Annotated in this window: 19 protein-coding genes; 11 read left to right on the top strand and 8 right to left on the bottom strand. The window is 70.7% G+C overall.

Going from position 1 to position 18,218, the window contains the following annotated elements:
* The first annotated feature begins 94 nt into the window (after positions 1 to 94).
* Positions 95 to 355: a hypothetical protein gene (locus tag PV646_RS19345; protein ID WP_500343557.1), complete on the top strand. Its 261-nt coding sequence runs from the start codon at positions 95 to 97 to the stop codon at positions 353 to 355.
* 493 nt (positions 356 to 848) lie between these two features.
* Positions 849 to 1,580: an SDR family oxidoreductase gene (locus tag PV646_RS19350; RefSeq protein WP_500343558.1), complete on the top strand. Its 732-nt coding sequence runs from the start codon at positions 849 to 851 to the stop codon at positions 1,578 to 1,580.
* Here PV646_RS19350 and PV646_RS19355 read toward each other — a convergent pair.
* A complete protein-coding gene (locus tag PV646_RS19355) occupies positions 1,562 to 2,065 on the bottom strand; it encodes a DUF2087 domain-containing protein (protein ID WP_500343559.1) in 504 nt (167 codons plus the stop codon). The genes PV646_RS19350 and PV646_RS19355 overlap by 19 nt on opposite strands.
* A gap of 71 nt (positions 2,066 to 2,136) precedes the next feature.
* On the bottom strand, positions 2,137 to 2,613 hold the full coding sequence (locus PV646_RS19360) for a hypothetical protein (protein WP_500343560.1): 477 nt from the start codon (positions 2,611 to 2,613) through the stop codon (positions 2,137 to 2,139).
* 48 nt (positions 2,614 to 2,661) lie between these two features.
* On the opposite strand from PV646_RS19360, the gene PV646_RS19365 reads away from it, so the two are divergent.
* Entirely contained in the window at positions 2,662 to 3,630 is a 969-nt protein-coding gene (locus tag PV646_RS19365) for a helix-turn-helix transcriptional regulator (RefSeq protein WP_500343561.1), read from the top strand.
* On the opposite strand, the gene PV646_RS19370 is transcribed toward PV646_RS19365, so the two are convergent.
* Genes PV646_RS19370 through PV646_RS19390 form a run of 5 tightly spaced genes read right to left on the bottom strand, consistent with a single transcriptional unit; the run spans position 3,618 to position 8,564 of the window.
* On the bottom strand, positions 3,618 to 4,355 hold the full coding sequence (locus tag PV646_RS19370) for a DUF3626 domain-containing protein (protein WP_500343562.1): 738 nt from the start codon (positions 4,353 to 4,355) through the stop codon (positions 3,618 to 3,620). The two genes, PV646_RS19365 and PV646_RS19370, sit on opposite strands and share 13 nt — an antisense overlap.
* The gene (locus PV646_RS19375) at positions 4,348 to 4,962 is read right to left on the bottom strand and encodes a DUF2238 domain-containing protein (RefSeq protein ID WP_500343563.1); all 615 of its coding nucleotides are present in this window, start codon (positions 4,960 to 4,962) and stop codon (positions 4,348 to 4,350) included. Before PV646_RS19375 ends, PV646_RS19370 begins: the two co-directional genes overlap by 8 nt.
* Positions 4,952 to 5,470: a sugar O-acetyltransferase gene (locus tag PV646_RS19380; RefSeq protein WP_500345036.1), complete on the bottom strand. Its 519-nt coding sequence runs from the start codon at positions 5,468 to 5,470 to the stop codon at positions 4,952 to 4,954. Before PV646_RS19380 ends, PV646_RS19375 begins: the two co-directional genes overlap by 11 nt.
* A gap of 17 nt (positions 5,471 to 5,487) precedes the next feature.
* A complete protein-coding gene (locus PV646_RS19385) occupies positions 5,488 to 6,246 on the bottom strand; it encodes an SWIM zinc finger family protein (protein WP_500343564.1) in 759 nt (252 codons plus the stop codon).
* Positions 6,246 to 8,564, bottom strand: a complete 2,319-nt coding sequence (locus tag PV646_RS19390) for a DEAD/DEAH box helicase (RefSeq protein ID WP_500343565.1) — start codon at positions 8,562 to 8,564, stop codon at positions 6,246 to 6,248. Before PV646_RS19390 ends, PV646_RS19385 begins: the two co-directional genes overlap by 1 nt.
* A gap of 41 nt (positions 8,565 to 8,605) precedes the next feature.
* Here PV646_RS19390 and PV646_RS19395 point away from each other — a divergent pair, with 41 nt between their 5' ends.
* The 7 genes from PV646_RS19395 (at position 8,606) to PV646_RS19425 (ending at position 16,047) form a co-directional block, all read left to right on the top strand.
* Positions 8,606 to 9,361: a TetR/AcrR family transcriptional regulator gene (locus PV646_RS19395; protein ID WP_500343566.1), complete on the top strand. Its 756-nt coding sequence runs from the start codon at positions 8,606 to 8,608 to the stop codon at positions 9,359 to 9,361.
* A 107-nt stretch (positions 9,362 to 9,468) separates the two neighbouring features.
* Positions 9,469 to 10,710 carry a GlnX family signal transduction membrane protein gene (locus tag PV646_RS19400; RefSeq protein ID WP_500343567.1) on the top strand — a complete coding sequence of 414 codons (1,242 nt, stop codon included), beginning with the start codon at positions 9,469 to 9,471 and terminating at the stop codon, positions 10,708 to 10,710.
* Positions 10,707 to 11,663 carry a glutamate ABC transporter substrate-binding protein gene (locus PV646_RS19405; protein WP_500343568.1) on the top strand — a complete coding sequence of 319 codons (957 nt, stop codon included), beginning with the start codon at positions 10,707 to 10,709 and terminating at the stop codon, positions 11,661 to 11,663. Before PV646_RS19400 ends, PV646_RS19405 begins: the two co-directional genes overlap by 4 nt.
* Before the next feature lie 11 nt (positions 11,664 to 11,674).
* Positions 11,675 to 13,801, top strand: a complete 2,127-nt coding sequence (locus tag PV646_RS19410; protein WP_500343569.1) for a serine/threonine-protein kinase — start codon at positions 11,675 to 11,677, stop codon at positions 13,799 to 13,801.
* Complete coding sequence (locus PV646_RS19415) at positions 13,801 to 14,772, top strand: PP2C family protein-serine/threonine phosphatase (protein ID WP_500343570.1); 972 nt, start codon at positions 13,801 to 13,803, stop codon at positions 14,770 to 14,772. Before PV646_RS19410 ends, PV646_RS19415 begins: the two co-directional genes overlap by 1 nt.
* 58 nt (positions 14,773 to 14,830) lie before the next feature.
* Positions 14,831 to 15,262, top strand: a complete 432-nt coding sequence (locus PV646_RS19420) for a hypothetical protein (protein WP_500343571.1) — start codon at positions 14,831 to 14,833, stop codon at positions 15,260 to 15,262.
* Between the two features lie 17 nt (positions 15,263 to 15,279).
* Complete coding sequence (locus tag PV646_RS19425; protein ID WP_500343572.1) at positions 15,280 to 16,047, top strand: alpha/beta hydrolase; 768 nt, start codon at positions 15,280 to 15,282, stop codon at positions 16,045 to 16,047.
* On the opposite strand, the gene PV646_RS19430 is transcribed toward PV646_RS19425, so the two are convergent.
* Positions 16,040 to 17,068, bottom strand: a complete 1,029-nt coding sequence (locus PV646_RS19430; protein ID WP_500343573.1) for a LacI family DNA-binding transcriptional regulator — start codon at positions 17,066 to 17,068, stop codon at positions 16,040 to 16,042. The genes PV646_RS19425 and PV646_RS19430 overlap by 8 nt on opposite strands.
* A gap of 136 nt (positions 17,069 to 17,204) precedes the next feature.
* Between PV646_RS19430 and PV646_RS19435 the strand changes: the two genes are divergently transcribed.
* On the top strand, positions 17,205 to 18,215 hold the full coding sequence (locus tag PV646_RS19435) for a sugar ABC transporter substrate-binding protein (RefSeq protein ID WP_500343574.1): 1,011 nt from the start codon (positions 17,205 to 17,207) through the stop codon (positions 18,213 to 18,215).
* Positions 18,216 to 18,218 lie beyond the last annotated feature (3 nt).

The following is an 18,218-nucleotide window of genomic DNA, read 5'->3' on the forward strand; positions in this document are numbered from 1 at the left end:
TCACAGCCCAGTGTGCTGCGTGACGTGCGTCACCGAGCGGTGGGGAGCTGCCCCTCATTCGAGGCGTGAATGACACCGATGGCAAGATCGTGGGGTGCCGATCGAGCAGCAGCAGCCCGGCAATGTCGAGGCGGAGACCCAGGTGTTCGCGAAGATCACGACCCCGCTCCCGGACGCGGCGACGATCCCCGGCGTGTCGCCGGTGACGCCCGCTCCCGCGGCGGTTCCTCCACCAGTGACTCCGGCACCGGTGACTACGGCCGCCACCACCGCGGCGTCCGAGTCGAAGTCCAAGTCGCTGACCCGGCGGTTGGCCCGCCGGATCCTCGGCCCGACCTTGATGACGAAGAGATAGGCCCTGCGACGACTACCTGTCGGGGACCTGGCCCAGGCCTCCGCAGACCCGGCAGGCGGTCCGGTCCTCGTTGAGCCCAGAACCAAGGCAACGGCTGCACTCCTTCACAGAAGAACAGTGTCCGCTTCTACTCCGAGTGGGGGCAGCCGCCAAGCAGGGACCCTCCCGGCAATAATGGGTGACCCCCATCGTTCACGCTCGGTGATCAGACCTGGGTGGACGGTCGAGCTGGAATCTCGTTGGCACGTGCGACATTGCCTGCGACGATGCCTCTGCTCTCCCCGTGCGGAAGCCTCCACCAACCGGAGCAGCCGCGCGGGCACGGGTGCGACATCTCGTGCAGCACAAGCCCTTCGGGACCGGGAACGGGTTGTTTCCACGACATGGTTCCGGACCCCGCGCACAGCAGGCAGGTGTCCTCTTCGCACTCCACACCTGTAAGTACTCCACACGGGACACTTCGGGCAATCGCTGGATCGAGGGGAGATCACCGATGGCAGTCGCGGTCGTGACGGGAGCCGGTTCCGGGGTGGGGCGCGCGGCGGCGCGAACCCTGCTGGCGGCGGGGTTCCAGGTGGCGCTGGCGGGCCGGCGCGAGGACGCGTTGGCCGAGACCGGAGAGGGCTTTCCCGAGTCCGCTCTCGTCGTGCCCGCCGATGTGTCGCGTGAGGACTCGGTCGTCGCGTTGTTCGAGGCGGTCGTCGCGCGCTTCGGCCGTGTCGACGTGTTGTTCAACAACGCCGGGATGAACGTGCGCGCGACACCGGTCGAGGAGTTCAGCCTCAGCGCGTGGGAGAAGGTCGTCGGGGTGAACCTCACGGGCGCGTTCCTGTGCGCCCGTGAGGCTTTCAAGGTGATGAAGACGCACGGCGGTGGCCGGATCATCAACAACGGCTCGATCTCGGCGTCGGTGCCGCGCCCTCACGCGGTGGCCTACAACGCGACCAAGCACGCGATGACGGGGCTGACGAAGTCGTTGTCGCTGGAGGGCCGTGCTTTCAACATCGCGTGCGGGCAGATCGACATCGGCAACGCCGCCACGGAGATGACCGAGCGGATGGGGTCGGGCGTGCTGCAGGCGAACTTCGAGACGAAGGCGGAGCCGACGTTCGACGTGCGGCACGTGGCCGATGCCGTGCTGTACCAGGCTCAGTTGCCGCTCAACGCCAACGTGCAGTTCATGACCGTGATGGCGACGGGGATGCCTTACATCGGTAGAGGTTGAGCCTGGTACATGCCGCCGCCGCGCTCGAGCAGACCGAGGTCGACGAGGTAGCGGCGGATCGTGACGTGGTCGACTTCTCCCCCGTCGCACCACGTCTTGAGCAGTTCGTTGATCTCGGTCTCGTCGTAGTAGGTCCGCGCGACGAACGCGTGCGCGGCGACGTGCTCGAGGATCTTGCGGCGCCGCTCGTGCGCGACCGGCAGTGAGATGAGCTTGTCGCCGCGAACGAACGGCGCGAGCCCGTCGGCGGGCATCGCCTCGGTGAGCGTCGCGGCGAGCGGCTTGAGGTCGGCGGGCCGGGCCGGGTCCCCCTCGACCAGCCCGGCCTCGCGCAGTTTGATCAGCGCGGTGCCGGCGTCCTTGACCTTCAACCCGGAGGCGGCGGCGACGTCGGCCAGCGTGCCCGCGCCCAGGACGACGGCGGCGAACGCCCGCAACCTCGCGGGTTCGGCCAGGGCGCGCACGACGGATTCCGGTGTGGTCATGTCTGCGAACCTAACGCCGCCGTCCATCCGTTTTCGGGCTCAGCGAGCGGGTGATCCCTGCCAGTCCTCGCTCACCGGCCCACCAGGCCCTCGGCCATGACGTCGCCGAGGTAGGCCTCGAAGTCCGGCGTGTCGGGTTCGAGCACGTGCCGCACCCACGCCGTGCGCTCGTGGGCCAGCGGCGGCAGTTCCCAGACGCAGCCGATGAGGTCCTTGGGGATGACGGTGAAGTGCGTGAGGTCCGGGTCGGTGGAGCCGAGGAACGGCTGGTCTCCGGACACGGCGGTGCGGCAGTGCAGGACGTTGTCCCAGACCCAGTTGTAGGCGTTGAGGTACATGCCGGCCGCGCTGCGGTGCAGGACCGTCACCGTGGCGGGCGGGGTCGGGTCCTCGAAGTCCGGGTAGATCCTCGGCAGGAACGCGTAGGCGGCCTCGCGGATGTCGTCGGTGATCTCCAGCCCCGGGGTGACCACCTCGTAGCGCTTGACGTGCCTGCCTGCGACGACCAGCGGTTTCCTGACCGTCAGCTGCTTTTCGTGGAAAGCCATGCGTCGAACATATGAACTAACCCTGACAGGGTGTGTCAGTGTGTCCGGGTGCGCGCGAGTCGATTGGTGTCGTTGCTGCTCCTGCTGCAGACCAAGGGCCGGATGACGGCGCAGGCGCTGGCCGACGAGCTGGAGGTTTCGGTCCGCACCATCTACCGCGACGTCGACTCGCTGCACGCGGCCGGGGTGCCGCTCTACGGCGACGCGGGCCCGTCCGGCGGCTACCAGCTGCTCGACGGCTACCGCACCCGGCTGACCGGCCTGACCGAGCAGGAGGCGGAGTCGCTGTTCCTCGCGGGCCTGCCGGGCCCGGCCGCGGACCTCGGCCTGGGCGACGCGGTGTCGGCGGCGCAGCTCAAGCTGATGGCGGCGTTGCCCTCGCCGATGCGCGACCGGGCCTCGCGGATGGCCACGCGGTTCCACCTCGACGCGCCCGCCTGGTACTACGACCCGGAGCGCTCGCCGTTCCTGGAGCTCGTGGCGGACGCGGTGTGGCGCGAGCGGCTGCTGGAGGTGAGCTACCGGCGGTGGCGTGCGCCGGAGGAAGTGACGCGGGTGCTGCGGCCGCTGGGGCTCGTGCTCAAGGCCGGGCGCTGGTACCTGGTGGCCCAGGGCTCGTCGCGGATCTCGACGTACCGGGTGTCGCAGATGCAGGCGGTCACCGTGCTCGACGAGTCGTTCACGCGGCCGGCGGGCTTCGACCTGGCGGCGCACTGGGCGGCGTCGCTGGAGGACTTCCAGGCGCGCCAGTACACCGGCTCGGCGGTGATCAGGCTGTCGGCACGCGGCTGGGAGGTGTTCTCGACGCACGTGCTGCCGCTGGTGGCGACGGCCGCGCGGGAGTCCGTTGTGGAGGACGGCGGTCACTTCGTGGTGACGATCCCGATCGAGTCGATCGGGCACGCGGCGGGGATGTTGCTGCGGATGGGCGGCGAGGTCGAGGTGCTGGAGCCGGCGGAGCTGCGCGAACAGGTGGCGGACGCGGTGCGGCGGCTGGCCGCGATCTACCTGCCGTAGCGGGCGAGGTGGTGCCAGAGGTGTTTGACGACCTGCGGTGGCGCGTCGGCGGTGTCGAGCAGGTGTGGGGTGAGGACACCGTCCTGGGCGAGTGCCAGTCCCAGCGCGACGGACTCGGGGGTGCGGTAGTCCGGGTGGCGCAGCAGGTCCTGTGTGGACAGCCGGAAGCCGGGGTGGCGTTCGACCGGGCACGGCACGTCCACGCCGGGGAACGTCGGGTCCAGCACGAGGGCTTCGACGTCGTCGAGCGTGACGGGGCCGTGGACGTGGGCCTCGACGTAGTTGTCGAGCGGGTCGAGGCTGTCGTCCTCGAGGAGGGCGAAGTGCCGGGCGGTGCCGAAGTCGGCGGGCTCGAAGACGCTGTCCGGGTAGCAGAACGTCGTGCGGTCCAGCACTTCCTCACGAAGACGCAGGTGCGCGGAGCCGAAGCGGGGCGCGCCGCCGTACGGCAGCCGGTGGTGGTTGAGCGCGCCGTACTTCGGCCGGTCCGAGGGTGCCGCGTGGTCGTAGGCGCCACCGAACAGACGGCTCTCCCAGTCCCGGCGTGCGCCGCCGAGCCCCCCGTTGCTGGTGCCGGTCTCGAACTGGGAGCGGTAGACGCCGTCGCGCACCAGGCTGTCGAGCACGCCACGTCCGGGGTGGAAGTTCAGCGTGACACGGAGGTCCCGTGGCAGCGGCCCACCCGCCGACAGCTTGTCGACGTGCGCGATGGCCTGCTCAAACACGCGTGAGCTCCCGGTCGTGCACCCGCCTCAGCAGCACCTGCGCGGCCACCGCTCCCAGCAACGCCATGGCCATGTCCCACTGGGTGTCCCAGACGTCGCCCTGCGTCCCGAGGAAGTCCCCGGCCGCGTCCCCGCCGATCACGGCGGCCAGCCACTCACCCAGTTCGTAGGTAGCGCTGAACGCCAGGCACACGCAGACCACCAGGAAGAACAGCCACCCTCCCGGCCGCACCACACCCCGTCGCAGCAGGATCTCGCGGGCGAGTACGGCGGGCACGAAGCCCTGCACGAAGTGGGCGAACCGGTCGTAGTGGTTGCGCGCCAGGTCGAACCAGTCCTGCACCCAGAACCCCGCCGGCACGCGCGCGTAGGTGTAGTGGCCGCCCAGGACGAGCACGAGCGCGTGCAGGAAGATCAGCCGGTACAGCAGCGGTGTCAGCCGGAACCGCCGGTAGGTCGCGACGAGCAGCGCTCCGCCGATGACGACGGGCGCCACTTCGAGGTACCACGTCGAACGGGAGTGCGGCGCGATGCCGGACGCGACCAGGGCCACGACGGTCAGGCCCAGCAGGACCAGCGGTTCCACGTCGCATTCGTCATAGCTCACGGATCACCTTGCAGGGGTTGCCGACGGCGAGCACGCGCGGCGGGATGTCGCGCGTGACGACGCTACCGGCTCCGATGACGGCGTTGTCGCCGATCGTGACGCCGGCGCAGACGATGACGCCGCCGCCGAGCCACACGTTGTTCCCGATGGTGATGGGCGCGGCGGACTCGAACCTCTGGCGGCGGGCCTCGTGGTCCTCGATGGGGTGCAGCGCGGTCAGGAGTTGGGCGCGGGGGCCGATGGAGACGTCGTCGCCGATGGTGATGGTGGCGCAGTCCATGAGGATGGCGTCGTAGTTGAGGAAGCTGTTGGAGCCCATGTGGATCTGGTAGCCGTAGTCGCACTGGAACCGCGGCATGACCCACGAGCCCTCGCCCAGGGAGCCGAAGAGCTTCGTGATGACCTCGCCGGAGCGGGTGGCGTTGAACTCGTCGACCAGTGCCTGGCAGCGCAGGCGTTCGGTGACCAGTTCGGGGTCGGAGTCCTTGTACAGCTCGCCGGTCATCATCTTCTGCTTCTCGGTGATCACTCCTCGAGAGTGCCCGAACGCAGCAGTGCGCGTGCGCGGGACGCGGCGATCTCCATCAGCGCCACGATGTCCGCGGCGTCGAATCCGGGTGGCGGCTCGACCGCGAGCACCACAGGTGTGGTGGTCGGAAGTGTGGGACGGGCGGGCAGCTGACCTGCGTCTTCGGCGGAAACCACCACAGGTGTTCTGGTTCCGACGGGGCCGGCGACGCGCTGGCGCAGGGCGTCGAGGAGTTCCTGTTCCGGTTTTCCCTTGAGCAGCAGGAGCACGAACGGGTCGGCGTCGAGCAGCCAGCCGACCTGCAGTGCCATCGCGGCGGCGTGGCGGCACGGGGAGTCCCAGCCGTCGCAGTCGCATTCGCCTTCCAGGTCGCCGATGCCGGGCAGCAGGTCCACTCCGGACTCTTCGGCGGCGAGGACGAGGTCGCGGGGCATGTCGTTGTCCAGCAGGGCGGCGATGTGACCGGCGTGCTCGGCGACGCGGTCAAGGAACCGTCCCCATTGGACTTCCGAGAGCACGGGGACGCGCACGGTGGTGCTGTAGACGGTGTCGTCGTCGTGGACCTGGGCGTGCAGCAGGCCGGGGCTGACGGTGATCGGTCCGACGACGCCGGCGTGGGCGTAGCGGCGGGCGAGGCGGATCAGGCCGGTGTCGAGCGCGGTGTCGGACAGCGCCTTCACCCACGCCTTGCCCCACCACGTGGTGGAGACGCGGCGGCCGACCTTCGGGAACGCGGCGAATCCGCGTGCGGTCACTACGAGCTCCTCAGTGCGACGAGTTCGGCGAGTTCGGCGTCGGTGAGTTCGGTGAACGCGGACTCTCCGCCGTGCAGGACGGCGTCGGCGAGGTCGCGCTTGTCCTGCAGGAGCGCGGCGATGCGTTCCTCGACGGTGCCCTCGGTGACGAGCTTGTGCACCTGGACGGGCCTGGTCTGGCCGATGCGGTAGGCGCGGTCGGTGGCCTGGTCCTCGACGGCGGGGTTCCACCACCGGTCGAAGTGGATGACGTGGTCGGCGCGGGTGAGGTTGAGGCCGGTGCCGGCGGCTTTGAGCGAGAGCAGGAAGACGGGCGCGCGGCCGTTCTGGAAGTCGTCGACCATCTGCTCGCGCTGCGGTACGGGGGTGCCGCCGTGCAGGAACCGCGTGGGCTGCTTGATGTGCCGCTCCAGCAGCCTGGCCATGCCGACGTACTGGGTGAAGATCAGGGCGGAGCCGTCCTCGGCGACGATGGTGTCGAGCAGTTCGTCGAGCAGGTCGAGTTTGCCCGACGGGCCCTGCAACGCGGGGTGCCCCAGGTAGTGCGAGGGGTGGTTGCAGATCTGCTTGAGCCCGGTCAGCAGCTTGAGCACGAGACCGCGGCGCGCGATGCCGTCGGAGGCGGCGATCTGGTCGAGGATCTCGCGGGTGAGCGCCTCGTAGAGCGCGGCCTGTTCGGTCGACAGTGAGACGTAGCGGTCGGTCTCGGTCTTGGCGGGCAGTTCGGGGGCGACGCCGGGGTCGGACTTGCGGCGGCGCAGCAGGAACGGCCGGACGACCTTGGCCAGGGTGTCGTCGGGTTCGGGCCAGCGGTTGCGGAACGCGCGGTGCGTGCCGAGCAGGCCCGGTGTCGTCCAGTCCAGGATGGACCACAGTTCCGAGAGCGAGTTCTCCACGGGCGTGCCGGACAGCGCGACGCGGGCCGCGGCGGGGATCGAGCGCAGTGCCTTGGCGGTGCCGGAGTGCGGGTTCTTGACGTGCTGGGCCTCGTCGGCGACGACCATGCCCCAGGCGTGGTCGCGCAACGCCTCGGCGTCCAGGCGCATCGTTCCGTAGGTGGTGAGCACGACGCCTTCGGTCGCGAGGGTCCGTTGTGGACCGTGGTAGCGGCTGACGGGGGTGCCGGGGGCGAAGCGGTGGATCTCGCGTTCCCAGTTGCCCAGCAGCGACGCCGGGCACACCACGAGCGTGGGCTGCTCGTGGCCGCGGTGCAGGTGCAGGGCGATGAGGGTGATGGTCTTGCCCAGGCCCATGTCGTCGGCGAGGCAGGCGCCGAGCCCGAGTCCGGTCATGTGGGCGAGCCAGCGCAGTCCGTGCAGCTGGTAGTCGCGCAACTGGGCGCGCAACGCGGCGGGCTGGTCGAAGTCCGGGACGGTCGTGATCGCCGTGGTGAGGCCGTGCGGGACGACCTCGACGCGTTCCCCGTCGATGATCGCCACCCCGGTCAGCGCGGCGGTGACGGCCTGGGCGGCGGTGATCGGCTTGAGCTGCCGGCGGACCTTGCGGCGCACCGCGGGGTCGACGAGCACCCATTGGTCGCGCAGCTTCACGACCGGCCGTGACGCCTCGGCGATGAGGTCCATCTCGGCCTCGGTCAGCTCGGAGTCGCCGAGCGCGAGCCGCCAGTCGAACGTGAGCAGGTCGCCGGCCTCGAACCGGCCGTGGTGCTCGCCGATGACGGCCTTCGCGGACAGGTTCGTGGCGAGGTCGCGCGGCCAGTGGACCTCGATGTCGGTGGTGAGCAACTCGCCGACCTCGCCGTCGGTGAGCTCGGCCTGGTCGAGCAGGCGCTGCAACGGCGGCCAGTCGACGCGGGCCATCGCCCTGATGGCGTCGAGTTCACGGCCGGAGCCGCGCACGTCGCGCGGGTAGGGGTCGGTGATGGCGCGCACCTGCACGATCGCGCGGAACCGCAGGTCGTCGGTCGTCTCGATGCGCAGGGAGAGGGTGATCTGCTCGTCGGCCCACGCCTTGAGCCCGGAGACGTCGCAGGCCTCCACGCCGGCGAACGGTCCGGTGCCGGTGCGGGGCAGCGTGTCGGCGACGGCGTCGAGGAACGCGCGCAACGACTCGTAGTCGCCGTGCGCGGCGAGCTGGCGCAGGTGCAGCTCGTCGGCGTGGTCGAGCGGCCCGATCCGCCAGGTGTCGAGCCCGGAGGCCGTCACGCCCGGCACGATCCGGCCACGGGCGACGAGGGCGAGCGCGGTCGCGGCGGCCACCGACCAGTAGCCGTCGCCGGACAGCACCGCGGGTAAGGCTTCGATCAGGGTTTTTCCGTCGAACTGGCCGAATCTGGGCGGGTCGGCAGGCACGAACATACTCTGTACCGTACACGATACGGTACGGTACTGTCGGGCTCGTGATCGAACACACGGGCAGCGGTGACCCGGCGCGGACGCTGGCGTTGCTGTGGCGCACCCAGGAACGCGTGTCGCGCAAGGGCAAGCCGGACCTGAGCGTGGACCGGATCGTGCGGGCGGGCATCGACCTGGCCGACTCCGACGGGCTCAAGGCGCTGTCGATGCGGCGGGTGGCGGAGTCGCTGGGTGTCGGGACGATGTCGCTCTACACCTACGTGCCGGGCAAGGGCGAGCTGATCGACGTCATGGTCGACACGGTGCAGGCCGCGACCGGGCGTGAGGCGGCTGAAGGGTGGCGCGCGCACCTGACGTACGTGGCGCGGGAGAACCTGGCGCTCTACCGGCGGCATCCGTGGTTGTTGCAGGTGGCGCCGTCGCGCACGGTGCTGGGCCCGCAGGTGGCGGCGAAGTACGACTTCGAGCTGCGCGGCCTGGACGGCGTCGGCCTGTCGGACGTGGAGATGGACTCGGTGCTGGAGCTGGTGCTCGGGCACGTGCAGAACTCGGCGCGGGGGCTGACGGCGGCCGCGGTGACCGAGAAGGAGACGGGGCTGACCGACCAGCAGTGGTGGGACGCGGCGGCGCCGTTCCTGATGACGGTGTTCGACCCCGCGCGCTATCCGGTGGCCGCACGGGTGGGTGGCGCGGTCGGGGAGGCGCACCAGAGCGCGTTCAGCCCGGAGCACTCGTTCGAGTTCGGGCTGGAGATGCTGCTGGACGGTGTCGGCCGGCTGATCGAGTCGCGCGTCCCGTAACACCTGGGTGACGCTTGCCGCGACAGGTCGTTAGTTCCCACGCGGTGTCATCGAGGTGCCTACAGTTACGCGACGCCGATCAACTTCGCCGTTCGGGAGGCTCGCTCGTGGTGATCGACTCGCAGCCGCGGCAGGCGCTGGTGCGCCGGTTCACCGGTCTGGCGCGGTCGACCCCGGGCCGGCTGAGCCTGATCGTCGTGGTGCTGGTCGTGGCGAGCCTCGCGAGCGGGTGGCTCGCGACGTGGAGCGTGAACCGCCAGGAGCGGGCACTGGAGGACCTGGCGACGCGGTCGGAGCCTCTCGCGCACGCGGCGCAGGAGGTCTACCGGGCGTTGCAGGACGCCGACGCGACGGCGGCGAGCGCGTTCCTGTCCGGCGGGCTGGAGCCCTCGCAGCTGCGGGAACGCTACGAGGCGGACATCGCGCAGGCGCAGGCGGCGCTGTCGGTCGCGACGGCCTCCTCCCCCGATCTCACCGCGACGCTCGCGGCGCAGCTGCCGGTCTACACGGGGCTGATCGAGACGGCGCGCACGAACAACCGGCAGGGTTTCCCGGTGGGCGCGGCGTACCTGCGTGAGGCGTCGGGGCTGATGCGCACGCAGCTGTTGCCGGCGGCGCAGGAGCTCTACCGGGCGGAGACCGACCGGGTGGCGCGGGCGCAGGACGAGGCGAACTTCCCGGTCGTGCCGGTGCTGGTGGCGCTGGCGTTCGTGATCGGGCTGGTGCTGATCCAGCGGTACCTGACGCGCAGGACGAACCGGCTGCTCAACGTCGGCCTGCTGGTGGCCACGGGTGCGGCGGTGCTGTCGCTGTTGTGGGTGACGACGGTGTCGGTGCTGGTCATGAACGACGTGGCGGACTCGCGGACGGCCTCGGAGAAGGTCGACGTGCTGGCGCAGGCGCGGATCGCGACGCTGACCGCGCGCGGCGAGGAGACGTTGACTCTGGTGGCGCGGGGTGCGGGCCAGTCCTACGAGAAGAACTTCGTCGAGGTCTCCGAACGTCTCGAAGGCCTGTTGGACCGGGCCAAGGCCCTGGACTCCACGCAGGCCGTGGACGCGGCGACGCAGCACTTCCGGCAGTGGCAGGAGGTGCATCAGCGCATCCGCCAGGCCGACGACGCCGGCCAGTACAACGAGGCGGTGGCGTTGATCGGCAACCCGTACTTCGACTCGCTGGACCAGGCGCTGGTGCGGGCGATCGGTGAGGCGCGGCAGGACTTCAGCGACGAGGTGGCGGTGGCGCGGGCGTCGCTGGCGGGCACGGCGGTCGGGGTGCTGGTGCTCGCGGTGATCAGCGCGGCGGGCTCGACGGCGGGGCTGTGGCAGCGACTCAAGGAGTACCGATGAGGCGACTGGCACTGGCGGCGGTGCTGCTGGCCGGAGCGTGTTCGGCCGGGCCGGCGCCCAGCGAGGTAGTACCGCGCAGCGCCGCGGCCCCGCAGCCGGCGAACGCGAGCACGGTGTCGGCGGCGCCCAGCAGCGCGGCGGGCGCGCCCCCGTCGTGCGACGCGACGGCGAGCCTGCGGCCGGGCCCGTTGCCGGCGGCGGGCCAGATGCCGGCGGGGTCGACGATGGCGAGGATCCAGCAACGCGGCCGGTTGATCGCCGGGGTGGACCAGAACACGTACCTGATGGGGTTCCGCAACTCGTTCAACGGCGAGATCGAGGGTTTCGACGTCGACGTGGCACGCCAGATCGCGAAGGCCGTGTTCGGTGACGAGAAGAAGATCCAGTTCAAGGTCGTCACGGCCGCGGAGCGCATCCCGATGCTGCAGAGCGGCGCGGTGGACGTCGTGGTCCGCACGATGACGATCACGTGCGAGCGGCTCGAGAGCGTGGCGTTCTCGCAGGTCTACTACCAGGCCGGGCAGCGGGTGCTGGTGCGCCGCAACTCCGGGATCACCGGGGTGGAGGGGCTCGCGGACAAGCGGGTGTGCGTGGCGTCGGGGTCGACGTCGCTGGGCAACGTGGTGAACCGGGCGAAGACGACGGTGAGCGTGCCGAACTGGACGGACTGCCTGGTGATGCTGCAGCAGGGGCAGACGGACGCGATCTCGACCGACGACACGATCCTCGCGGGGCTGGCGGCACAGGACCCGTACACCGAGGTCGTGGGGGCGCGGTTCACCGACGAGTCCTACGGGGTGGGGATTCCGAAGGGGCAGGACGACCTGGTCCGGTTCGTCAACGGCGTGCTGGAGCGGATGCGCGCGGACGGCACGTGGGGCGGGATCTACGGGCGGTGGCTGACGCCGCTGGGTCCGGCACCTTCGCCGCCGGTCGCGCGTTATCGGGACTGAAGGGGGCGCTGATGAGCGAGGAACTGCCCGAGACGGGGCCGTCGACGGCGCCGGGGACCGCGCCGTGGTCGGTGTCGCAGGAGGTGTCGCGGTCGAACTCGGGCCGCACGCGCCGCGGCAGCGCCCGGTCGATGAGCCGCGGCCGGCTCGGCGCGGGGCTGGTCGAGGTGCCGCGGGTGCCCTACCGCGACCCCAAGACCGCGGTGCTGGAGAACCCCGAGGTGCCGGAGGCGAAGCGGTTCTGCTCGAAGTGCGGCAAGAAGGTCGGGCGCAAGTCCGAGCACAAGCCGGGCCGGGTGGAGGGGTTCTGCCCGCACTGCGGGCACGCGTACTCGTTCACGCCGAAGCTCGCGCCGGGCGAGGTGCTGCACGACCAGTACGAGGTGCTCGGTTGCCTGGCGCACGGTGGTCTGGGCTGGTTGTACCTGGCGCTGGACCACGCCGTGAGCGACCGGTGGGTGGTGCTCAAGGGCCTGCTCGACTCCGGTGACGCGGACGCGATGGCGGCGGCGCTCGCGGAACGCCGGTTCCTCGCGGAGGTCGAGCACCCGAACATCGTGAAGATCCACAACTTCATCCGCCACGAGAACAGCGCCAGCGGCAAGCTCGTCGAGTACATCGTGATGGAGTACGTCGGCGGCGAGTCGATCAAGGACATGATCACGCACCGGCGTCGCGAGGGCCGCGGGGACGAGGCGCTGCCGCTGGCGCAGGCCATCGCGTACGTGCTGGAGATCCTGCCCGCGGTCGGCTATCTGCACGGCGTGGGCCTGCTGTACTGCGACTTCAAGCCGGACAACATGATCCACACCGAGGAGCAGCTCAAGCTGATCGACCTGGGCGCGGTGCGCCGCATCGACGACCACCACTCCCCCATCTACGGCACGATCGGCTACCAGGCGCCGGAGATCCGCGCGATCGGCCCGTCGGTGTTCTCCGACATCTACACGGTCGGCCGGGCGCTGGCGGTGATGAGCTTCCCGTTCGACTTCCGCGGCCGCGCCAAGGACCGGCTGCCGACGGTCGAGGAGGAGCCGCTGCTGGGCCGGTTCACCTCGTTCCACCGGCTGCTGCTGCGCGCCACGAACCCGAACCCGGAGCTGCGGTTCTCCTCCGCGCAGGACATGGCCGAGCAGCTCACGGGCGTGCTGCGCGAGGTGCTGGCGATCGAGGACGGTGTGCCGCGGCCGGGGTCGTCGCGGCAGTTCACGCCGGAACGCCGCCGTTTCGGCGTGGAGGGCGTGCTCGACCTGGCGGAGGTGGCGCTGGCGTTGCCCGCGCCGAGCGTGAGCACCTCGGACGCGGCCGCGTCCTGGCTGGCGACGGCGACGACGTCGGATCCGGAGGGGCTGCGCAAGGCACCGGAGCTGACGGTGGAGGTGCGGCTGCGGATCGTGCGGGTGCTGATCGAGTCCGGTGACACCGCGGCGGCGATGCGGGAGCTGGAGTCGCTGACGGCGCCGTCGATGTTCGACGAGCCGGAGCTCGACCCCGCCGAGGACTGGCGGCCGGACTGGTACCGGGGCCTCGCGGCGCTGGTCGACCGGCAGGCGCAGGACGCGCTGCGGTTCTTCGACGCGGTGTGCTCGGCGGTGCCGGGTGAGGCGGCGCCGAAGCTGGCGCTGGGCGTGTGCTGCGAGGCCGTCGGTGACCTGTCGGCGGCGGTGGACTGGTACCAGCTGGTGTGGCGCACCGATCACTCGTACGTGTCGGCGGCGTTCGGGCTGGCGCGGGTGCTGCTGGCGTGCGGTGACCGTTCTCGGGCGGTAGAGGTGCTGTTGTCCGTTCCGGACACATCTTCACAACACTTGCCCGCGCAGATCGCGGCGGTGCGCGCGCAGCTCGGCGACTGCGCGGCGGAGGACCTCGTCGCGGCCGGGGAACGCTTGCACGCCTTGGACATCGACGTTCACTCGCACACCCAGCTGTCGGCGGAGGTGCTGGAGGCGGCGTACGACTACGTGACCCGCAATCAGGCCGCCGAGGGCAAGGTGCTGGACTGTGCACTCTCCGAACACGAGCTTCGGCTGGGTCTAGAGGCGCGCTACCGCACGCTTGCCCGGTTCGCGGCCACGCCGGAGGAACGGATCGCATTGGTGGACCGCGCGAACGCGGTAAGGCCTAGGACGTTGGTTTGATGGACACCCTGAAGTGCCCGGAGTGCTTCGCGCCCGTCGCGGCGGAGGACCGGTTCTGCGAGGCGTGCGGACGCAACCTGCTGGTCCGCCGCACGCCGCTGGGCGGACCGACCGGTCCCGCGCAGGCCTCGTGCATCCTGTGCGGGTCGCCGGACATCGATGACGAGGACTACTGCACCCAGTGCGGCCGTCACCAGCCCTCGGCACGTGACCGGGTCGAATACACCCTGGGCGCGGTCTCGGGTGTGTCCGACCGCGGCAAGCGGCGCGCGCGCAACGAGGACTCGATGGCGTTCGGCCACGTCGCGGGCAAGGGTGTCGCCGCCGTGGTCTGCGACGGCGTGGCGTCCTCCGAACGCGCGGAGCAGGCCTCGCAGGCCGCCGCCGACGCCGCGGTCGACGTGCTGCTCAACGCCCTGATCGAGACCGCGGACGCCGAGCAGGCGATGGTCGACGCCGTCGCCGCGTCGTGCTCCGCGGTGGAGAAGCTCGTCGAGGACGAGCCGATGGAGCCGGGCGCGCGGGGCGTGGCACCGTCGTGCACGTTCGTGTCCGCCCTGGTGACGGGGTCGTCGGTGACGATCGGCTGGGTGGGCGACTCACGCGCGTACTGGCTGTCGGACGAGGGCTCCAAGCAGCTCACGGCGGACGACACGTGGGCGGCACAGCTGGTCGCGGAGGGCGTGCTGACCGAGGAGCAGGCCCGCACGGACCGCCGCGCGCACGTGCTGTCGCGGTGGATCGGCGCGGACGCCGGCCGGGTGGAACCGCAGGTGGTGACGCTGCAGCCGACGTCGCCGGGGGTGTTCCTGCTGTGTTCGGACGGGTTGCACAACTACCGGCCGGAGCCCGAGGACCTGCAGCCGCTGCTGCCGTGCGGGCCGGAGGAGTTCGTGAAGGTGGCGCTGGAGGCGGGCGGGCACGACAACATCACCGTGGTGCTGGTGCCGTTCGCACCGGAGGAGCCGTAGAGGTTCACTCTTCGCGGTGATTTACCGCTGACTTACCGAGGGCGGTCACCGTCGCGGCGTGAGATTCGTTTCTGTCGCGGCGGTGGCCGCTTTCGTGCTGGCGGGGATGTCCTCGGGGGTGGCGCACGCGGAGTCGGCGCCGGGGTGCGGTCCGGTGACGCAGATCGGCACGACCGCCTACGTCCAGACCGGCGCCGACTCCCGTTCGATCGTGGCGTCGGTGAAGCAGTTCAAGGGCTGCGGCAAGAACTGGGCGTACGTGTGGGTGTGGGACTCGTGGATCAGCAAGGGCCGGGCGTTCGAGATCGGCACGGCGATCTACCCGGACGGCGCGAACCCGGCCGGGTACGTGCGAGCCCGGAACAAGCAGGAGAACTGGTCCAAGGGCACGGACACGCTGTCGCGGTGCACACGCGCGTCGGGCACGTTCGTCGATCTGGTCGGTGACCCGGGCTACGGCTTCCAGGAGTTCACCGGAAAGCGCTGCTGACCGGTCAGAATGGTCCGATGAGGAGGCCGGTGTTGATCGCGGTCGCGGTGGTTGTCACCATCGTCGCCGTGGTCTTCACCTTCCAGCGCAAGCTCGTGTACTTCCCCTCCCCCGGCCCGGTGCCCACCGCGGACGAGGTGCTGCCCGGCGGCCGTGACGTCCGGCTGGTGACGGCGGACGGTCTGCTGCTCGACGGCTGGCACTTCGAGCTGCCCGACGCGCCCGTGACGGTGATCGTGTTCCCCGGCAACGCCGGCAACCGCGAGGGCCGGGTGTCGCTGGCGCGGGAGCTGACCGCGCGCGGGCTGTCGGTGCTGCTGTTCGACTACCGCGGGTACGGCGGCAACCCCGGCAAGCCGTCGGAGGAGGGCCTGACGTTCGACGCGCGGGCGGCGCTGGACCTGATCGACGGGCCGGTCGTGTACTTCGGCGAGTCGCTGGGGGCGGCGGTGGCGGCGGAGCTCGCGACGTTCCGCGCGCCCAAGGCGATGGTGTTGCGCTCGCCGTTCGCGTCGCTGGCTGCGGTGGGCTCGCACCACTACCCGTGGCTGCCGGTGCGGATGTTGTTGCAGGACAAGTACCCGGTGGTGGAGCGGGTGTCCGCTGTGGACGTGCCGACGGTGGTGCTGCTGGGGACGCGGGACTCGGTGGTGCCGCCCGCGCAGAGCCGTGAGGTGGCGAGCGCGGCGCGGGCGAGGCTCGTCGAGATCGACGGCGCCGACCACAACGACCCGGTTCTCAACTCCGGTCCGCAGGTGATCGACGCGGTGCTGTCGGTCAGCTGAGCGGGGCGATCTCGCCGGAGCCGCGCGGCACGAGGGCGGCGGGGACGACGGCGTGCACGGGCGGTGAGGTGTCGCCGTCGATGCGGGCCAGGACGAGGTCGGCGGCTTTCCGGCCGATGCCGGGGACGTCCTGGCGCACGACGGTGACGCCGGGGTCGAGCATGTCGGCGAGCGGGAAGTCGTCGAATCCGATGACGGCGACGCCGCGGTGCAGGTCACGGGCCCGCAGGACGCGCATGGCGCCGACGGTGACGAGGTTCTGGGCGGTGAACAACGCCGTGGGCGGCCGGTCGAGCGCGAACAGGTCCGCGGTGGCGGTCTCGGCGAGGTCGGCGCCGTGCAGGTCGGTGCGTACTAGCTCGCCGCGCAACGCGACACCGGCCTGGGCGAGGCCTTCGACGTAGCCGGTGTAGCGCTCCTGGCTGGTCCACAGGGTGCGGCGGTCGCCGAGGAACGCGATGTCGCGGTGCCCGAGGGCGGCCAGGCGCAGCACGGCGTCGCGGGAGCTCTCGCGGTTGGTGGTGGTCACGCAGTCGGTGCCGCCGAAGGTGGGCGGCCGGTCGACGAGCACCATCGGGGTGCCGCGTTCGCGTTCGTGCTGCAGGGCGTCCTGGTGGCCGCCGGCGGCCATGACGACGACGCCGTCGACGCGGCGCGCGGACAGCGACAGGAGCAGTTCGCGTTGCAGGGAGTGGTCGTCCTCGCTGCTGCCCGCCAGGACGAGCACGCCGCTGCGGCGGGCCTGGTCCTCGACGGCGCGCAGCAGGGCGGCGTCGAAGGGGTTGGAGAGGTCCTCGAACAGCACGCCGATGGTGGCGCTGCGCCGGTCGGAACGGCGCAGGCTGCTGGCGGTGAGGTTCGGGCGGTAGCCCAGCGTGCGGGCGGCGGCGCGGACGCGGTCGACGACCTCGGCCCCGGCACCGGGCAGGCCGTTGATGACGCGCGAGACGGTCTTGGTGCTGACGTTCGCGAGCGCGGCGACGTCGCGCATCGTGGGTTCACGTCTGCCGGTCGGCTCCATACCCACGTCCCTTGGCCTCTTGCGTCAACGATGACGCGAAGGGTATACCCGATCGACATCACGCGTAGCCGCTCTTCCGTAACTCACGGTGGGACCGCGGAGGCCTGGCTACGTCAACGTTGACGTAGGAGTTGGCATGCGTAGAACGGTCGGGGTTGTCGGTGCGGCGGCGTTGCTCGTGCTCACCGCGTGCGGGGGTGGTGGCTCGTCGGGCGGGTCGACGCTGGTGGGGCTGGTGACGAAGACGGACACGAACCCGTTCTTCGTGAAGATGAAGGAGGGCGCGCAGCAGGCGGCGTCGTCGTCCGGGGCGACGGTGCAGTCGTTCGCGGGCAAGCAGGACGGCGACAACCAGTCGCAGGTCGACGCGATCGAGAACCTGATCGCGTCGGGCGCGAAGGGCATCCTGATCACGCCGAGCGACTCGAAGGCGATCGTGCCGTCGGTGGACAAGGCGCGGGCGGCGGGCCTGCTGGTGATCGCGCTGGACACGCAGCTGGAACCGGCGAACGCCGCGGACGCGACGTTCGCGACGGACAACTACAAGGCGGGGCTGCTGATCGGGCAGTGGGCGAAGTCGAAGTTCGCGAAGGAGGGCAAGCAGGCCAAGATCGCGCTGCTGGACCTCAACCCGAACCAGGTGTCGGTCGACGTGCAGCGCGACCAGGGGTTCCTGGAGGGCTTCGGGGTCGACGTGAAGGACAAGACGCGCATCGGTGACGAGTCCGATCCGCGGATCGTGGGCCACGACGTGACCGACGGCGCGCCGGAGGGTGGCCGCACGGCGATGGAGAACCTGCTGCAGAAGGACCCCGGGATCAACCTGGTCTACACGATCAACGAGCCGGCGGCGGCCGGCGCGTACGAGGCGCTGAAGGCGGCCGGCAAGGAGAAGGACGTCGTGATCGTCTCGGTCGACGGCGGGTGTCCGGGCGTGGACAACGTCAAGGCGGGCGTGATCGGCGCGACCTCGCAGCAGTACCCGCTGAAGATGGCGCAGCTGGGCGTGGAGGCGGTGTCGAAGTTCGCGAAGGACGGCTCCAAGCCGCAGAACACCGACACCGGGGTCACGTTGATCACCGACCAGCCCGCCGAGGGCGTCGAGTCGAAGGACTCGGCGTTCGGCCTGCAGAACTGCTGGGGCTGAGCC

It is taken from the genome of Streptomyces sp. ID05-26A, assembly GCF_033794685.1.
In the GTDB taxonomy this organism is placed as follows: Bacteria; Actinomycetota; Actinomycetes; order Mycobacteriales; family Pseudonocardiaceae; genus Lentzea.